Source organism: Nakamurella flavida (genome assembly GCF_030811475.1).
Classification (GTDB): Bacteria; Actinomycetota; Actinomycetes; order Mycobacteriales; family Nakamurellaceae; genus Nakamurella; species Nakamurella flavida.
On sequence record NZ_JAUSQV010000001.1, the window covers coordinates 21,711 to 38,910 of the forward strand.

General features: G+C 72.7%; 16 protein-coding genes. 10 read left to right on the plus strand and 6 right to left on the minus strand.

Annotated elements, in window-relative coordinates; genetic code table 11:
• Positions 1 to 37 precede the first annotated feature (37 nt).
• The 5 genes from tig (at position 38) to J2S58_RS00130 (ending at position 5,856) form a co-directional block, all read left to right on the plus strand.
• On the plus strand, positions 38 to 1,621 hold the full coding sequence (gene tig / locus J2S58_RS00110) for a trigger factor (protein ID WP_205254985.1): 1,584 nt from the start codon (positions 38 to 40) through the stop codon (positions 1,619 to 1,621).
• Between the two features lie 337 nt (positions 1,622 to 1,958).
• A complete protein-coding gene (locus J2S58_RS00115) occupies positions 1,959 to 2,600 on the plus strand; it encodes a ClpP family protease (RefSeq protein ID WP_344469959.1) in 642 nt (213 codons plus the stop codon).
• Between the two features lie 115 nt (positions 2,601 to 2,715).
• Entirely contained in the window at positions 2,716 to 3,360 is a 645-nt protein-coding gene (locus J2S58_RS00120) for an ATP-dependent Clp protease proteolytic subunit (RefSeq protein ID WP_205255133.1), read from the plus strand.
• Positions 3,361 to 3,654: 294 nt separating this feature from the next.
• Entirely contained in the window at positions 3,655 to 4,920 is a 1,266-nt protein-coding gene (gene clpX / locus J2S58_RS00125; RefSeq protein ID WP_205254987.1) for an ATP-dependent Clp protease ATP-binding subunit ClpX, read from the plus strand.
• A gap of 45 nt (positions 4,921 to 4,965) precedes the next feature.
• Positions 4,966 to 5,856, plus strand: a complete 891-nt coding sequence (locus J2S58_RS00130; RefSeq protein WP_205254988.1) for a septum formation family protein — start codon at positions 4,966 to 4,968, stop codon at positions 5,854 to 5,856.
• A gap of 61 nt (positions 5,857 to 5,917) precedes the next feature.
• Here the strand turns inward: J2S58_RS00130 and J2S58_RS00135 are convergent, their stop codons facing one another.
• The 5 genes from J2S58_RS00135 to J2S58_RS00155 all read right to left on the minus strand — a co-directional run bounded on the left by J2S58_RS00135 (position 5,918) and on the right by J2S58_RS00155 (position 10,212).
• Positions 5,918 to 6,676, minus strand: a complete 759-nt coding sequence (locus J2S58_RS00135) for a hypothetical protein (RefSeq protein WP_205254989.1) — start codon at positions 6,674 to 6,676, stop codon at positions 5,918 to 5,920.
• Between the two features lie 331 nt (positions 6,677 to 7,007).
• The gene (locus J2S58_RS00140; protein ID WP_205254990.1) at positions 7,008 to 8,135 is read right to left on the minus strand and encodes an LLM class flavin-dependent oxidoreductase; all 1,128 of its coding nucleotides are present in this window, start codon (positions 8,133 to 8,135) and stop codon (positions 7,008 to 7,010) included.
• A 115-nt stretch (positions 8,136 to 8,250) separates the two neighbouring features.
• Positions 8,251 to 9,075, minus strand: a complete 825-nt coding sequence (gene fdhD, locus J2S58_RS00145) for a formate dehydrogenase accessory sulfurtransferase FdhD (RefSeq protein ID WP_205254991.1) — start codon at positions 9,073 to 9,075, stop codon at positions 8,251 to 8,253.
• 76 nt (positions 9,076 to 9,151) lie between these two features.
• A complete protein-coding gene (locus J2S58_RS00150; protein WP_205254992.1) occupies positions 9,152 to 9,634 on the minus strand; it encodes a GNAT family N-acetyltransferase in 483 nt (160 codons plus the stop codon).
• A 194-nt stretch (positions 9,635 to 9,828) separates the two neighbouring features.
• Positions 9,829 to 10,212: an ankyrin repeat domain-containing protein gene (locus J2S58_RS00155; protein ID WP_205255134.1), complete on the minus strand. Its 384-nt coding sequence runs from the start codon at positions 10,210 to 10,212 to the stop codon at positions 9,829 to 9,831.
• A gap of 281 nt (positions 10,213 to 10,493) precedes the next feature.
• On the opposite strand from J2S58_RS00155, the gene recO reads away from it, so the two are divergent.
• From recO to J2S58_RS00180, 5 genes are read left to right on the plus strand one after another with little or no spacing between them, the layout of a single operon-like run.
• Complete coding sequence (recO, locus tag J2S58_RS00160) at positions 10,494 to 11,420, plus strand: DNA repair protein RecO (RefSeq protein WP_205254993.1); 927 nt, start codon at positions 10,494 to 10,496, stop codon at positions 11,418 to 11,420.
• Entirely contained in the window at positions 11,417 to 12,328 is a 912-nt protein-coding gene (locus J2S58_RS00165) for an isoprenyl transferase (protein WP_306825970.1), read from the plus strand. Before recO ends, J2S58_RS00165 begins: the two co-directional genes overlap by 4 nt.
• A complete protein-coding gene (locus tag J2S58_RS00170; RefSeq protein ID WP_205254994.1) occupies positions 12,325 to 13,353 on the plus strand; it encodes a permease in 1,029 nt (342 codons plus the stop codon). The genes J2S58_RS00165 and J2S58_RS00170 overlap by 4 nt, the downstream gene beginning before the upstream one ends.
• Positions 13,350 to 14,333 (plus strand): TIGR03943 family putative permease subunit, encoded by a 984-nt coding sequence (locus J2S58_RS00175; protein WP_205254995.1) that lies wholly within the window; start codon positions 13,350 to 13,352, stop codon positions 14,331 to 14,333. The genes J2S58_RS00170 and J2S58_RS00175 overlap by 4 nt, the downstream gene beginning before the upstream one ends.
• 44 nt (positions 14,334 to 14,377) lie before the next feature.
• The gene (locus J2S58_RS00180; protein ID WP_344469961.1) at positions 14,378 to 16,216 is read left to right on the plus strand and encodes a glycoside hydrolase family 15 protein; all 1,839 of its coding nucleotides are present in this window, start codon (positions 14,378 to 14,380) and stop codon (positions 16,214 to 16,216) included.
• Positions 16,217 to 16,264: 48 nt separating this feature from the next.
• Here J2S58_RS00180 and J2S58_RS00185 read toward each other — a convergent pair whose 3' ends face one another.
• Positions 16,265 to 17,188: a TIGR01777 family oxidoreductase gene (locus J2S58_RS00185; protein WP_205254997.1), complete on the minus strand. Its 924-nt coding sequence runs from the start codon at positions 17,186 to 17,188 to the stop codon at positions 16,265 to 16,267.
• Between the last annotated feature and the right edge of the window lie 12 nt (positions 17,189 to 17,200).

The window sequence follows — 17,200 nt, forward strand, 5'->3', positions numbered from 1 at the left end:
GCCACCCGCCACCATCGTGCACCGAGGAGTCAACGCCGTGAAGAGCACTGTCGAGCACCTGAACCCGACCCGGGTGAAGCTCACCGTCGAGGTTCCGTTCGATGAGCTCAAGCCCCAGTTCGACAAGGCCTACAAGACCCTGGCCGGTCAGGTCCGGATCCCCGGCTTCCGCCCCGGCAAGGTGCCCGCGCGGATCCTGGACGCCCGCCTCGGCCGCGGCGCGATCCTCTCCGAGGTCGTCAACGACGCGGTGCCGGCCAAGTACGGCCAGGCCGTCAGCGAGGCCTCGCTCACCGTGCTGGGCCAGCCCGAGATCGAGGTCACCCGGATCGACGACAACGACACCCTGGCGTTCACCGCCGAGGTCGACGTCCGACCGGAGATCACCCTGCCCGAGCTGGACGGCCTGGCCGTCACGGTCGACGACGTCGAGATCACCGAGGCCGACGTCGACGAGCAGGTGGATGCCCTGCGCGAGCGGTTCGCCACCACCACCGTCGTCGAGCGCCCCGCCGCCGACGGCGATGCCGTCGTCATCGACCTCCGCGCGGCCGTCGACGGCGACGAGCTGCCGGAGGCCTCGGCGGACGCGCTGACCTACCGCATCGGCGAGGGCGACCTCGTCGAGGGCATCGACGAGGCCGTCACCGGGATGTCCGCCGGCGACGTCTCCACCTTCACCACCAAGCTGGTCGCCGGCGAGTACGCCGGGCAGGACGCCGACGTGACCGTCGCCGTCACCGCCGTCCAGGAGCGCGAGCTCCCCGCCGTCGACGACGACTTCGCCCAGCTGGCCAGCGAGTTCGACTCCGTGGCCGAGCTGCGCGCCGACCTCACCGAGAAGATCCGCCGGGTCAAGAACCTCACCCAGGGCACGCAGGCCCGGGACAAGGTGCTGGAGGCCTTGCTGGCCGCCACCGAGGTCCCCACCCCGGAGAGCATCGTCAAGGCGGAGTTCGACGCCCGCGTCCACGACGCCATCCACTCCTTCGACCACGACGAGGCCGCCTTCGCGGTCTACCTCGAGGGCGAGGGTCGCACCCGCGAGGAGTTCGACGCCGAGCTGCGCACCGCCGCCGAGGAGGCCGTCAAGACGCAGCTGCTGCTGGACGCGCTGGCCGAGTCCCGGGGTGTGGGCGTGGACCAGGACGAGTTCACCCAGCGGGTCATCTACAACGCGCAGCGGTTCGGCCTCTCGCCGGACGACTACTTCAAGCGTCTGCAGGAGGCCAACCAGCTCGGGTCGGTCTTCGCCGACGTCCGTCGCGGGAAGGCGCTGGCCGGCGTCGTCGAGCAGGCCACCGTCACCGACGCGTCCGGCAACGTCCTGGACATCGCGGCGCTCTTCGGTGTCGAGGACGTCGAGGACGACGAGGACGAGACCGCCGGTGTGATCGAGGGTTCCGTCCAGGACCCGACCGACACCGCCGACCACGCGGTCGACGAGGACGGGTCCACCGCCGCGGAGGACGACCTGGTGGTCGACGACGACGGCGTGGTGGCCGAGGCCGACCCCTCCGTGGTCGCCGACGGCGCCACCGACGGCGAGGTCTACGCCGACTCCGCCGACAGCGACACCCTGGCGGCCGGCTCGGACGAGGCGCCGACCACGCGCGCCTGACCGTCCGCTCGGCGGAGCGCGGCCGTGACGGCCGTGCCCGCCCCCAGCAGTGACACGCGAGCCCCGGCCGGGTCCTCCCGGCCGGGGTTTCGTGTCGGGACCGCGGTGTCGGCCGGGGAGCGGGGGACCGACCGTTCTCACGCCATCAGCGAAAAAGGCCGAGCCGGGGAGTGGGTGCCCGGACCGCGTCGTTACTGTCAGGACAGGGGAGAGCGGTCACCCCGGCCCGGCCGGGACCTCCCGGCCGCGGGCGGAACCCGTCCCCTGCGCATCTCAGATGTCGACATCGAGGAGTGAGTCTGTGAGTCACCGCAACCCGTTCGCCGCCCTGAGGACCCTGCGCCAGGCCGCGCCGGAGATCTACCCGGCGGTCATGCGCGGCACCCCGGGCCTGTCGTTGAACGACTCCGTGTCCGAGCGCCTGCTCCGCGAGCGCATCATCATCCTCGGCTCGGAGGTGCGGGACACCAACGCCAACGAGATCACCGCCCAGTTGCTGCTGCTCGCGGCCGAGGATCCCGAGAAGGACATCACCCTCTACATCAACTCCCCGGGTGGCAGTGTCACCGCGGGCATGGCCATCTACGACACGATGATGCTGATCGAGCCCGACGTGGCCACCACCGCGATGGGCCTGGCCGCCTCCATGGGTCAGTTCCTGCTCACCGCGGGAGCCCCGGGCAAGCGTTCCGCCCTGCCGCACACCCGCATCCTCATGCACCAGCCGAGCGCCGGCGTGGGCGGCACCGCCGCGGACATCGCCATCCAGGCCGACATGCTGAACCAGTCCAAGCGCGAGCTGACCCAGCTGCAGGCCCAGCACACCGGCCAGACGGCGGAGCGGATCGAGACCGATTCCGACCGCGACCGCTGGTTCACCGCCCAGGAGGCGCTGGAGTACGGCTTCATCGACCAGGTGGTCTCGCGCGCCGCCGACCAGCCCACCGGCGCGGTCGGGTCCTCCTCCACCAAGAAGTGAGCCCGGCGCCCGGGCCGGCCGTCGGACCTCCGGCGGCGGGCCGGGCGGCGTCCCGGCAGCCGGACCCGACACCGCACACCAGGAGAACACCATGACCCACAATCTCGGCCACCAGATGCCCGGCGGGCTCGCCCACGGCGACGCGTTGAGCGCCCCGCAGGCCCGGTACATCCTCCCGTCGTTCGTGGAGCGCACGTCCTACGGCGTGAAGGAATCGAACCCGTACAACAAGCTCTTCGAGGAGCGCATCATCTTCCTCGGGGTGCAGATCGACGACGCCTCGGCCAACGACGTGATGGCCCAGCTGCTGACGCTGGAGTCCACCGACCCGGACCGCGAGATCGTCATGTACATCAACTCGCCCGGTGGCTCCTTCACCTCGATGACGGCCATCTACGACACGATGCAGTACGTGCGACCGCACATCCGCACCGTGTGCCTGGGCCAGGCCGCCTCGGCCGCCGCCGTCCTGCTCGCCGCCGGTTCGCCCGGTATGCGCATGGCCCTGCCGAACTCCCGCATCCTGATCCACCAGCCGGCGACCGAGGGTGTGTACGGCCAGGTGTCCGACCTGGAGATCCAGGCCAAGGAGATCGGCCGCATGCGGATGGCGCTGGAGACGATCCTGGCGCGGCACTCCAACAAGACCCCCGAGCAGGTCCGGATCGACATCGACCGCGACAAGATCCTGACCGCCGCCGAGGCCAAGGAGTACGGCCTCATCGATGAGGTGCTGCCGTACCGCAAGCTCGCCAGCTGACCACGGTGATCCGGGCGGGGGGACACCCCGTCCGGGTCGCACCGGATCTCGTTCCGGGGTGATTGGCCACAGAACGGCCGTCGACGCCCCTCGGGCCGATACCCTCACCACGGGTGACGCCCGATGGTGCCGTTCTCCGGAACGGTGCCGGCGGGGTGTCGGGCCGATCGGCTGTCCTGCGTTGCATTCCCGTGTCGCGGCCCGGTGCCGTGGTGGACGGACCACCAGCCGGTAGCGTCTGCACGGGTCACTGACCGGGTCCTGCTGGCCCACGGAGAAGGATCGAGAGGGCTCATGGCACGCATCGGTGACGGGGGCGATCTGCTCAAGTGTTCTTTCTGCGGGAAGAGCCAGAAGCAGGTCCGCAAGCTCATCGCGGGCCCCGGGGTCTACATCTGCGACGAGTGCATCGACCTGTGCAACGAGATCATCGAGGAAGAGCTCGCGGAGACCAGCGAGGTCAAGCTCGACGAGCTGCCGAAGCCGGTCGCCATCCGTGAGTACCTCGATCAGTACGTGATCGGACAGGACTCCGCCAAGAAGGCGCTCTCGGTCGCCGTCTACAACCACTACAAGCGCATCCAGGCCGGACCCGATCGGGGTCCCGAGCCGGTGGAGCTGGCCAAGTCCAACATCCTGATGCTCGGCCCGACCGGCTGTGGCAAGACGTATCTCGCCCAGACGCTGGCCAAGATGCTCAACGTGCCGTTCGCCATCGCGGACGCCACCGCCCTCACCGAGGCCGGCTACGTCGGCGAGGACGTCGAGAACATCCTGCTGAAGCTGATCCAGGCCGCCGACTACGACGTGAAGCGGGCCGAGACCGGCATCGTGTACATCGACGAGGTCGACAAGATCGCCCGCAAGTCGGAGAACCCGTCGATCACCCGGGACGTGTCCGGTGAAGGCGTCCAGCAGGCACTGCTCAAGATCCTGGAAGGCACCCAGGCCTCCGTCCCGCCGCAGGGGGGCCGCAAGCACCCGCACCAGGAGTTCATCCAGATCGACACCACGAACGTGCTGTTCATCGTGGCCGGAGCCTTCGCGGGCCTGGAGAAGATCGTCCAGGAACGTGTCGGCCGCCGCGGCGTGGGGTTCGGGGCGGAGATCCGTTCCAAGTTCGACATCGACGCCTCCGACGTCTTCTCCGACACGCTTCCCGAGGACCTGATCAAGTTCGGGCTGATCCCGGAGTTCATCGGCCGCCTCCCGGTCGTCGCCTCGGTGACGCACCTGGACAAGGAATCGCTGATCAAGATCCTGACCGAGCCGCGGGACGCGTTGTCCAAGCAGTATCAGCGGCTGTTCGAGATGGACGGCGTCGGGCTGGAGTTCGAGCCGGACGCCATGGAGGCCATCGCCGACGAGGCCATCCTCCGCGGCACCGGCGCGCGCGGCCTCCGCGCGATCATGGAGGAGGTTCTCCTCCCGGCGATGTACGACGTGCCCGGCCGGGACGACGTCGAGCGCATCGTGGTCACCGCCGAGACCGTCCGGTCGAACGTCTACCCGACGATCGTCCCGCGCGTGAAGCGCACCCCGCGGGAGAAGTCCGCCTGACGGTCCGGCGCCGGGGACCCTCCCGGCGCAGGGTTATCGTGAGGGATGCGGCGGACAGGTGGACTGCTGCTCCTGGGCCTCGTCGTCCTGCTCGCCGTCGTCCTCCCGGGCGTGATCGGTCGGCCCGTCGGCGGAACGCCGCAGGCTGCGGTGATCCCCGCTCCGTTCGGCATCGGTGACTGCATCGGTGCGGAGGACGGGGATCCGGCCGACCGTGGTCCGTGGCCCGCGTCCTTCACCCGCGTCGACTGCGCCGGCGACCACTTCGGTGAGGTGGTCGAGGTGGCCCTGGACGGCGGGTCGTTAGCCCGGCAGTCGAGCCTGGGCATCACCGAACCCGATGTCGGCGCCTGCCGCGGTCCGGCTGTGCGCTACCTCGGACAGGCCTCACCGGTACTGGCCGACCCGGACCTGGCCCGCTGGGATCCCGTCCCGGCCGGGTCCATCGGCATCGCCGGCCCGACCGCCTTCCAGCGCTCCGCCGGTCAGACCTGGGTGGCCTGCCTGATCAGCAGTGCGCAGCCCTACCGTGGCTCGGCCGCCGGAGCCTTCTCCGCCGAACGTGTCCTCCCGGCCGAGCTCGGCACCTGCCTGGCCGATCCGGACGCGGTGCGCTATCCGGTCCTCCCGTGCACCGACCCGCACCGCACGGAGATCCTGGCCACCACGTCCCTGGACGACGCCGATCTGCTGGGTGACCGCCTCACCGGGTCGTGCACCCGGCTGGCCGAGGCCGTCACCGGACGGGCCCTCGGCCGGCCCGCCGATCTCGGCGCTGCGGCTCTCGTCGTGCACTTCGAGGACGGCAGCGCCACCGCCGGTCTGCCCGCGGCCGCACCGGTCCGCGGGTGGGCCGCCTGCGTGGTGTCCGCCGGGCGTGCGCTCGTCGGGTCGACCATCGGTATCGGCGAGGACGCCCTGCCCTGGGCCGGTTGACCGCCGGACCGAGATCGACCGCGTCGCAACGATCCCACGACGGTCGACGCCGGATGGACGGTCAGCCGCCACCGCACCGGAGATCGACGCCCTCGGACAGGGCGTCCATGGCCGCGGTCACCGCCGGGTCGTCGATGATCTCCGCGGCCCGGGACATGTCGACGCCGATCGAGTCCTGCGCCGCCTGCCGGATCACGGCCGCTTCGTCGGTGAGGTCGGCGGGCAGGACCCCGTCCGCCGCGGCGAAGGCCTGATCGATCTCGGCCTGGGTGACCGACCCCCCGGTGATCGGGCCGAGCAGCAACGGCGAGATGGCCAGGAAGCCGTTGAGCGCACCCTGGCACTCCGGGGACATCGCTGCCATCTCCTCGTCCATACCGGCGAGGCCGTCCCCACCCCCGGTGCCGTCCTGACCGTCGTCCGTGCCCCCGGGGGAGTCGGTCCCCGATCCGGTCGTCTCGGCAGCCGTCGACGGGTCGGGCGCTGTCGTCCCCACGAGCGTGGTCGTGGCAGGGGTGCCGGCGAGCTCGCCGGTGGTCGGATCCCCGGTCTCGGCCCCGGCCGGATCGGACGCGGTGGACGTCGGGGCCGCCGCGGCCGAGGCCTGCCCGGCCGAGGCGGCGGACGACAGGGCGGCGGCCAGCGCCCCGGCCTGGTCCTGCGTGCTCGAACCGCAGGCGGCCACGGTCAGCAGGACCGCCAACGCACCCGTCGCGGCGCGGAGGCCGGTGCGGCGGGGGCTGGTGTGACGAAGGGTGGAGGCGGATCTGAGCGGCTGGGCCGGAGTCGGCCGGGGACGGGTCGGGCGGAGACGGTGCATCGGACTCTCCTGGGGTCGGCGCTCGCGCGCGGGCTGACCCCTGACGGAGCGGTCACCGACTCCGCCAGATACCGCTCGGGGAGCCGAGCCTGGAGTGCGGGCCGATCTCGTACGGCCGTGAGGTCGCCCGAGGCGAGAAGATCCGTCCGCGCGTTCGCGACCCGTGCGGTCGCGAGCAGAGGTTGAGACCGCGAGCGCGCGTCCCGGAACTCAGGCCCCGGCGGCCGAACGCCCGGGGTTCGGCCCGGCGAGGGACCCCCCGAGCGGACGGACGGTCACACCGACCCGCGCGGCACCACCGGCGACCACCGGCCCGGGCCGTGGCGCGGGGTCAGGCCGCCCGACGCTGCTGACGCGCCCAGGCCCCGGCGACCAGCTCGAACGAACGGTGTCGGGCCTGGGCGCCGTGCACCCGGGTGGAGATCATCAGCTCGTTCACTCCCATGCGGGAGACCAGATCGGCCAGCCCGGTGGCGACGGCGTCCGGGGTCCCGGTCACCTCTGTGGCCTGCATGGAACGGACCAGATCGAGCTCGGCGGCGCTGTACGGGTAGGCGGCGGCCTGCGCGGGGGTGGGGACTTCCTGCAGTCGCCCGGTGCGCAGAAGCACCATGGAGAGCGCCCCGGCCATCGACTCGTACCGGGCGGTCGCCTCGTCGTCCGCGGCCAGCGTGGTCACGCCGATCATGCTGTACGGCTCGGCCAGCGTGGCCGACGGACGGAACGAGCGACGGTAGACGTCCAGGGCCATCTCGGTGGCCCCGCCGGCGCCGGCGAAGTGGTGGGCGAAGGCGAACGGCATGCCGAGTCGGCCGGCCAGCCGGGCCGAGTAGTCCGAGGACCCGAGCAGCCACACCGGCAGCGTCCCGGTCACCGCGGGGGTGACCCGGATACGGCCGAAGGGGTGGTCGGCGGGGAAGTCCCGGCCGAGGAAGTGCTGCAGCTCGGTCAGGCGGTCGGCGAAGTCGTCGTGACGGGGGTCGTCCCCGTCCTCGGTCATCCGGCGGCGGAGGGCGTAGGCGGTGAGCTGGTCGGTACCGGGGGCGCGGCCCAGGCCGAGGTCGACCCGGCCGGGGTAGAGGTTGTCGAGCGTGCCGAACTGCTCGGCCACGGTCAGCGGGGCATGGTTCGGGAGCATCACCCCACCCGAACCCAACCGGATGGTGGACGTCCGGGCGCCGATCGCGGCCAGCACGACGGCCGGTGCCGCGGACGCCACGGCCGGCATGCCGTGGTGCTCGGCGACCCAGAAGCGCCGGTAGCCCAGGGATTCGGTGAGCACGGCCAGATCGGCCGATTCCCGGAGGGCCTGACCGGGCGAGACCCCGACGCCCACCCCGACGAGGTCCAGCACCGAGAGCGGGACGGCTCCGCCCTCGCCGGGTCCGGTGCCGGGCAGCGGGGCGCCGCCGTCGTGCACACCGGCGGGGGAGGTGAGGGTGCTCGGGCTGGACGTCATGGTGGGTACTCCTGACCGATCGCGAGATCGCGGGCGCGGGGGTGTGCGCACCGCCTGTCAGGGACAACCCACCGGGCCCCGGCGGGATTCCCCAACGGGCGACGAGGGCCACCCGTCAGACGGTGGCGCCCTCGATGCGCTGCTGCCCGCTGTAGACGTTGAACCCCGCGGTCGAGGTGAACCCGACGAGGGTCAGGCCGCCGTCGGTGGCCAGTTGCACGGCCAGCGAGGAGGGCGCGGACACGGCGACGAGCATGCCGATACCGGCCAGCAGCGCCTTCTGCACCAGCTCGAACGACGCCCGTGACGACGTCAGCAGGGCGTGGTCGGTCAACGGGAAGGTGCCGCCGAGCATGCTCGACCCGATGATCTTGTCCACCGCGTTGTGCCGGCCGACGTCCTCCCGCACCGCGCCGAGGGTGCCGTCGGGCCGGACCAGGGCGGCCGCGTGCAGACCGCCGGTGCGCTCGAACGCCTTCTGCCGCGTGCGCAGCTCGTCCGGCAGGGCGCTCAGCTGGGCGGGGGACAGGTGGGGCCCGGCACCCAGCGGATGCCGCATGCGGTGGGTGATGGCGTGCACCGACTCCGAACCGCAGACCCCGCAGGCGGAACTGGTGGTGAACCGGCGAGCCGTCGGGGCCACCGCCGCCGGGTTCACCAGTTCCACGTCGATGACGTTGTAGGTGTTGCGGCCGTCCTCGTCGGTGCCGTTGCAGTACCGCGCGGAACGGACGTCGTTCGCGGACGTGATCAGGCCCTCGGCGTGCAGCAGACCGTGGACGAGGTCGATGTCGGCGCCCGGGGTGCGCATGGTGACGCTCAGCGGGGCCCCGTCCAACCGGATCTCCAACGGCTCCTCACCGGCCACGGAATCGGGGCGGGAGGTGAAGGCGCCGTCGCGGTAACGACGGATGGGGGTGCGGACGGTGACGCGGCTCATGACCCCAGCCTGCCACCGCGGCGGCGCGGACCACCCACCCGAGTGCTCCCCGGGTCGGGCTCCGCCCACCGGTCCGTCAGCGGCGGACCATCCGGATCTCCAGGATGCCGACCGAATCGGTGCGCTCGCCGCCGTCGGGGATGAAGCCGTTGTGCACGTAGAACGCGCTGGCCCGGGGGTTGTCCCGGTAGACCCACAGCGAGGCCGGCTCGTCCCCGAGGGCGGCGGCCAGCAGCGTGCCCGCCACCCCCGAACCCTGCTCGGCCGAGCGGACGTAGATGGCGTACAGCTCCTGCTCGGCGGCGGGGCCCTCGTCCCGGTTGGGGCCGGCGATGGCGATCCCGATGACCTCGCCGTCCAGTTCGGCCAGGTAGTGCCGGGCGGCGCCCGAGGTGATCTCCTTGCGCCGCTGGCGGGCCATGCGCTCCGGGTCGATGCCGTCGAAGCGGTCGGCGCCCCAGAGATCGGCGTAGGCCTCCTTCCAGCAGGCGAGATGGCAGGCGGCGAACGCCTCGGCGTCCTGTGGTCCGGCCGGTCGCACCGTGGGGGACGAGCTCACGCACCACTCCTGACTTGCGCGGGGTGACGACGGACTCCGGGGCCGCCCCCCGACATCGGCAGCCCCTCCGTAGAAGGGTCAGGTTAGTGCACCTGGCCAGGGGGATCTCGTGCCGTCCCCATGCCGGTCGCCCACCCCGGCGACCGGGATCCGATCGCGGTCGTCCGTGCGGGATCGCCCCTGGTGGGCGGAGGTCAGGAGCCCGGGCGGAGCAGCCGTCCCATGGCGTCCAGACCGAACACCCGGGCGGTGTCCACGGGGGTGGTGGTCCCACCGTGGGGGTCGGCGCCGGCGGCGAGGAGATCGGTGACGACGGCCGGGTCGTTCCGGAAGACGGCGGCGGTGAGCGCCGTCTGGCCGCGGTCGTTGACCCGCTCGGTGTCCGCGCCGCGGGCCAGCAGAGCCCGCACGGTGTCCGGGTGCACGTGGTACGCCGCGAGCATCAGCAGCGAGTCGCCGGCCGGGCTGGTCAGATTCACCGGCACGCCGGCGTCCAGCAGGTGGGTTAGCTCGTCGGTGCGGCCCGTGCGGGCCAGATCGAGCACGGACTCCAGGAACGCGAGTTCGGTGTCGGTCAGTCCGTCATCCGGCCCGCCGTCCGGGTGGGCCGTGTCGGTGGGCCCGGTCTCGGTGTGCGCGGGCTCGGTGTGCGCGGGCTCGGGGCGGGTCACCTCGGGGCGGGAGCTGCCCTGCTGCGGGTCGCCGTGCCCGGGTCCCGCCGGGGTCGGGTGCTGCGCGGCGGCGGCGGACGGGCTGTCGGTGGTTCCGGTCACCGACACAGCCTAGGTCCGCCGGACCGACCGGCCCGGGCCGCGCGTCGGGCGGGAGGCGGGCCCGTCCGCGGTGGCACCATGGCCGGGTGACCGTGTACCGCGACAGTGCTGTGGTGCTGCGGGTGACCAAGCTCGGCGAGGCCGACCGCATCGTCACCCTGCTCACCCGGCGCACCGGACGGGTCCGCGCGGTGGCCAAGGGGGTCCGCCGCACCCGCAGCAAGTTCGGCGGCCGGCTGGAGCCCTTCTCGCACGTCGATCTGCAGTTGTACGAGGGCCGCAACCTCGACATCGTCACCCAGGCCGTGGCCCTCGACAGCTTCGGCTCGGTGCTGGCCGCGGACTACCCGCGGTACACCGCCGCCACCGCGATCGTCGAGGCCGCCGAGCGGATGACCGCCGAGGAGCGGGAGCCCTCCCTCAAGCTGTACCTGCTGCTGGTCGGCGCCCTGCGCGCGTTGAGCACCACCGACCGGGAGCCCTCGCTGGTCCTGGACTCGTTCCTGTTGCGCGCCATGGTGATCGCCGGCTGGGCACCCGCCCTGCGGGAGTGCGCCCGCTGCGGGTCGCCGGGGCCGCACGCCGCCTTCTCCATCGCCTCCGGCGGCCTGCTCTGCGTGGCCTGCCGCAGTGCCGGGGCCGCCGGCGCCACCCGGCCGGCCTCGTCCTGCGTCGACCTGATGGCCGCCCTGGCCGCCGGCGACTGGGACCGGGTCGACACCTCGACCGGGGTGCACCGGCGCGAGGCGTCCGGCCTGATCGCCGCCCTGCTGCAGTGGCACCTGGAGCGGGGTTTGCGCTCCCTGCCGATGGTCGACCGCACCGCGGCCACGCCGTTGGGGCGTCCCCCGGCCGGCCCGTCGGACGGGACCGCGGCGGAGCGACCGCAGCCGCCCCGGCTCGACCTCGCCGTTCCCGCCGCCGGTCCCGCCCCGGTGGACGTCTCCCTCCCCGCCGGGCTGTTCGGCCCCGGCACCGCCGAACCCCTGCCCGAGGTGGCCGCCCGCTCGTGATCGGATCCCGTCGCACCCCCGCCCCGTCCGGCACCGCCGCTTCCCGCACGGCCGGCGAGCGTCCCGCCGCACCGACCCCGCACCCGAGTGGGGCCGTCCCGCCCGCCCTGCCCGCCGATGCGGTACCCGCGCACGTCGCCCTCGTCATGGACGGCAACGGCCGGTGGGCCCGCTCCCGTGGACTGCCGCGGACCGAGGGGCACAAGCGCGGCGAGGCCGCCCTGTTCGACGTGGTCGAGGGGGCCATCGAGCTGGGCGTCACCCATCTCTCGGCCTACGCGTTCTCCACCGAGAACTGGAAGCGCTCGCCCGACGAGGTGCGCTTCCTCATGGGCTTCAATCGCGACGTCATCCGCCGCCGCCGGGACTCCATGCACGAGCTGGGGGTCCGGGTGCGCTGGGCCGGCCGCCGGCCGCGGCTCTGGCGCAGCGTGATCACCGAGCTGGAGGAGGCCGAACGGATGACGGCCGGCAACTCGGTGCTCACCCTGACCATGTGCGTGAACTACGGCGGCCGGGCCGAGATCGCCGACGCCGCACGGGCCATCGCGATCGACGCGGCCGCCGGACGACTGCGCCCGGACAAGGTCGACGAGCGCACCGTGGCCCGCTACCTCGACGAGCCGGACATGCCCGATGTCGATCTGTTCCTGCGGTCCTCCGGTGAGCAGCGCACCAGCAACTTCCTGCTGTGGCAGTCCGCCTACGCCGAGCTCGTCTTCCTCGACACGCTCTTCCCGGACTTCGACCGCCGCGATCTGTGGCGGGCCTGCGAGATCTACGCCGCCAGGACCCGGCGCTTCGGCGGGGTGCTCCCCGGTGACCCGTCCCCCGGCGACCCCCGGGCCGGCGCGGCCACGTCCCCGGCCACCGAACAGGGCGAGACGACCGGGTCGGGGCGGTCGTGAACGCGCCCACCCGGACGGCCGGACCCACTCCCGGTGGCGTCCCGGCGCCTCCCCGCAAGGGGTACCGCCCCGGCTCGCTGGAGATCTTCGGCCTCGTGCTCGTCGTGGCCATCGTCTTCCGCGGGCCGCTGGCTACCCTGCTCGACCGGCCCGCCATGCAGACCTGGTCGACGGTGTTCGTGGCCGTCGTGGTCCAGGCGACCCCGTTCCTCGTGCTCGGGGTGGTGGTGTCCGGCGCGATCGCCGCGTTCGTGCCCGCCCGGGTCTTCCGCCGGTTGATGCCCGAGCGGGAGGCGCTCGCCGTCCCCGTCGCCGGGTTGTGCGGCGTGGCCCTGCCGGGCTGCGAGTGCGGGTCGGTGCCCATCGCCAACCGACTGATGGAACGGGGCGTGCCCGCGTCGGCGGCCCTGGCCTTCCTGCTGTCCGCACCCGCGGTCAACCCGATCGTGCTGGTGGCCACGGCCATCGCGTTCCCCACCGAACCGGGCATGGTCTGGGCCCGGCTGATCGCCGGCCTGCTCACCGCGATGGTGGTGGGCTGGATCTGGCAGCGCATCGGCCGGCCGGACTGGATGCGCCCGCGACCGCGGTTCGCCGAACAGGAGTCGACCGGCGGCTGGCGGGTGTTCCTCTCCACCATGCTCGGCGACTTCGCCCAGGCCGCCGGCTTCCTGGTCGTCGGCGCGGCCGCCGCCGCCGCGTTCAACGTGCTCGCCCGCCGGTGGATGGACGAGCACATCGCCTCGTCCATCGTGCTGTCGATCCTGCTCATGGCCGCGTTGGCGTTCATCCTGGCGCTGTGCTCGGAGGCCGACGCCTTCGTCGCGGCGGCGTTCTCGTCGATCCCCGTGGTCGGCAAGCTGGTCTTCCTCACCGTCGGCCCGGCCGTCGACGTGAAGCTGGTCGCCATGCAGGCGGGTACCTTCGGACGTCGGTTCACCGTGCGGTTCGCACCGTTGACCTTCGTCGTCGCCATCGTCATCGGGACGGGTGTGGGACTGCTGTTCTGGGGAGGACGACTGTGACCGTGCCGGCCGACACCCCGCTCGACCCGGCCCCGGAGCGCGCGGCTTCGCCGTCGCGGGGCGGGATGAACTCCGAGACCCAGTCCATCGTGGTGGCCATGCTCGGTGGACTGCTCGTCGCGATCACCCTGTCGGGTCGGTTCACCTCCTACGTGAAGCCGGGCTTCGCGCCCCTGCTGCTCGTCGGTGGCGGCATCCTCGTGGTCGTCGGCCTGCTCAGCCTGGTCATGGCCGTGCGGGCGGAGTCCCGGGCGCACCGGGCGGGCGCAGACCCCGACCACCAGAACCATGGGGACCATGGGATTCGGCACGACGGCCAGGCCGTCGGCCACCCGGGTGCAGGCGGTACCGACGCCCACGGGCACGACCACGCCCACTCCCGGGCGCCCTGGCTGATGCTCGTCCCGGTGTTGGTGCTGCTCCTCGTCGCCCCGCCCGCGCTGGGCGCCGACTCGGTGAGCCGGACCGCACGATCCCAGGCGCTGTCCGGGGTCGACCTCGTCGCCGCGGACACGCCCGTCTCGCAGCGGGCCACGATGGGCGGTGCGGCCGCCCGGGCCAACGGCGGGACGGCGGCCACCGGGACCGGCGCCGCCGGGGGTGGCATGGCCTTCGCCCCGCTGCCGGACGGGACGAATCCCGACCTGGGCCTGCAGCAGGTGGTCCTGCGTGCGCTCTACGACCCGACCCAGCAACTCGCGACCACGCCCGTCACCGTCACGGGGTTCATCGCACCGGCCGGTGACGGATTCAGCGGCGGGTGGTCGATCGCCCGCATGGTCATCAACTGTTGCGCGGCCGACGCCAACCCCATGCAGATCCACCTCGAGGGAACCGCACCGGCCCCGGAGAACACCTGGGTGAGCGCCGTGGTCACCACGGTCCCCGGGACGGGCTCGGCGGCGAACAACTACGTCCCGACGGTCACCCTGGTCTCGCTGACGACCGTCCTGCAGCCCGCCGACCCCTACGAGCACTGATCGTGGGCTTCCTGACATCCGGACCGGACGGTCTGGCCGGACCCGTGTGGGCGACGTCGGAGGATCCGGACGGGGCCGCCACCCGGCCCGTCCCGCCGCAGCGCTACGCCGATCTGCGGTCCTACGCCGCCATCGGTGACGGCCGCACGGTCGCCCTGATCGGACGCGACGGCGCGGTCGACTGGCTGCCCATTCCCGACCTGGACTCGCCGCCCGCCTTCGCGGCCCTGCTCGACGCCCAGGACGGGGGCCGCATCGAGCTGGCCCCGGCACTGGACGCGGCGCTGCTCACCGTGACCCGCCGGTACGTGCCGGGGACGAACGTCCTGGAGACCACCTGGACCACTGCGGACGGTGGCGTGGTGCGGGTGACCGATGCGCTCAACACCGGTATCGCCGGGCGGCTGCCGTGGGTGGAGCTGGCTCGCCGGGTCGACGGCGTGGCCGGGAGCGTGCCGATGCGCTGGCGGGTGGCGCCGGGGACCTGTCTGGCCCGGGCGACACCCTGGATCTACCGGACCACCCACGGCGACGTGCTGCGGGTCGACAGCATCACGATGGCCGTGCGCACCCTCGGCGAGATGGACCCGCAGGTGCACGACCAGCAGATCGACGGGCGGTTCACCACCGCACCCGGCAGCCGGCACCTGCTCGGTCTCGTCGCCACCGAGAGCGAACCGCTGCACCTGTCGACGCCGGAACAGCTGGACGCCGGGGTGGACCGGACCATCGTCAACTGGCAGGCCTGGGCCGGTGAGTTCGGTTTCGACGGGCCGTGGTCCGAGGCCGTGCTCCGCAGCGCACTGGCGCTCAAACTGCTCATCCACAGCCCGCACGGCTCGGTGGCCGCGGCAGCCACCACCTCCCTCCCGGAGCGGCTGGCCGGCGGCAAGAACTGGGACTACCGGTACGCCTGGATCCGGGACACCGCCTACACGCTGAACGCGCTGTTCCGGTTCGGCCTCCAGGAGGAGACCCATGCGGCAGTGAGCTGGCTGCTGCGGACCATGCGGCGCCACGGCCCGGACCTGTCGGTGTTCTACTCGCTGTCCGGCGACCTCCCCGGCGGGCACGAGTACCCGGACGTTCCGGGCTGGCGCGGTGTGGGGCCGGTGGTCGTCGGGAACGCCGCGGCCGACCAGCTGCAGCTCGGGGTGTTCGGGGACCTGTTCGACATCGTCCGGCTGTGCGTGGTCAACGGCAACCTGCTGGACGCCGAGACCGGCCGCCTGCTGGCCGGCATCGCGGACCGGGCCTGCGATCTGTGGCAGCGGCGCGACGCCGGCATCTGGGAGCTCGAGGAGGAGCAGCACTACACGTCGTCCAAGCTGGGCTGCTGGCAGGCGCTGACCTGCGCCGTCCAGCTGGCCGAGCTGGGTCAGATCCCCGGTGACCCGGCCCGGTGGCGTGACGAGGCCGAACGGATCCGCACGTGGGTGCACGAGCACTGCTGGAACGCCGATGTCGGCGCCTACGTCTGGTACCCGGGCACCGACGAGCTCGACGCCTCGATGCTGCTGCACGCGGCGAGCGGATTCGACCGGGGACCGCGGATGTCCAGCACCATCGACGTCCTGCGTGCCCGGCTGGGGGCGGGGCCGCTCATGTACCGCTACAGCGGGATGGACGCCGAGGAGGGCACCTTCGTCGCGTGCGCCTTCTGGACGGTGTCGGCCCTGGCCTGGGTCGGGCGGCGGGACGAGGCCCGCGAGCTGATGGACCAGCTCGTCCCGATGACCAACGACGTCGGCATCCTGGCCGAGATGATCGACGCCCGCGACGGGGCGTTCCTGGGCAACCTGCCGCAGGGGCTGTCCCACCTGGCCCTCATGCAGGCCGCGATGGCCCTGGCCGACGACCAGCCGGCCGCCGACCCCGCCTGACCGACGGTCCGCCGACCGGCCGCCCGGCCCATCGGGAGCCGGTGTTGCTCAGCTCGTCTCGGCCCGCAGGGCCGCGGCCAGCGTCGGGTGGGCGAAGGCATAGCCGGCCCGGGTGAGCACCTCCGGGACGGCGCGTTGTCCGCCCAGGATCTCCTCGGCGAACTGGCCGAGGATCAGGTGCAGGGCGAATCCGGGTACCACCCAGGGCGTGGGCCGGTTCAGGACCGAACCGAGCGTCCGGGTGAATTCGGCGTTGGTCACCGGGTGCGGGGCGGCCATGTTGACCGCCCCGGCGACTCGGGTGGCGTCCGCACCGGATGCCCCGCCCCGCGTGGAGCCGTCCGCGTCGAGCAGGAACAGGATGGCGGCGATCTGATCGGTGAGGGAGATCCACGGCAGGTACTGGCGACCGTCGCCGAGCTTGCCGCCCAGCATCAGCTTGGTGAGCAGCGACAGTTTGGTCAGCAGGTCACCGCCCTGCCCGACCACGGGTGCCGTGCGGAGGAGAACCACCCGGGTGCCGGCGTCGACGGCAGGTGCGGTGGCACCCTCCCACTCGCCGCAGACCTCGGCCAGGAAGGTCGTGCCCTGGCCGGACTCCTCGGTCATGATCTCGTCGCCGCGATTGCCGTAGTACCCCGAGCCGGATGCGTTGATCAGCGTGGGCAACCCGGCTCCCGCCGCGGCCGCGGCCAGCAGGGTGGTGGGTCGCACGCGCGAGGTGAGGATCTGCTTCTTGTAGTCGTCGGTCCACCGGTGGTCGCCGACCCCGACACCGCAGAGGTTGACCACGGCGTCGGCGCCGTCGAGCACACCGGCGGGGAGGTCACCGGCGTCCGGGTCCCACCGCACCTCGTGCGGTGCGGTGGGCGCCCGGCGGACGAGGTGCACGACCTCGTCACCGCGCCCGGTCAGGGCGGTGGACAGCCGGGTTCCGAGGAACCCGCTCATTCCAGCGCCGACGATCCTCATCGCGCCACCACC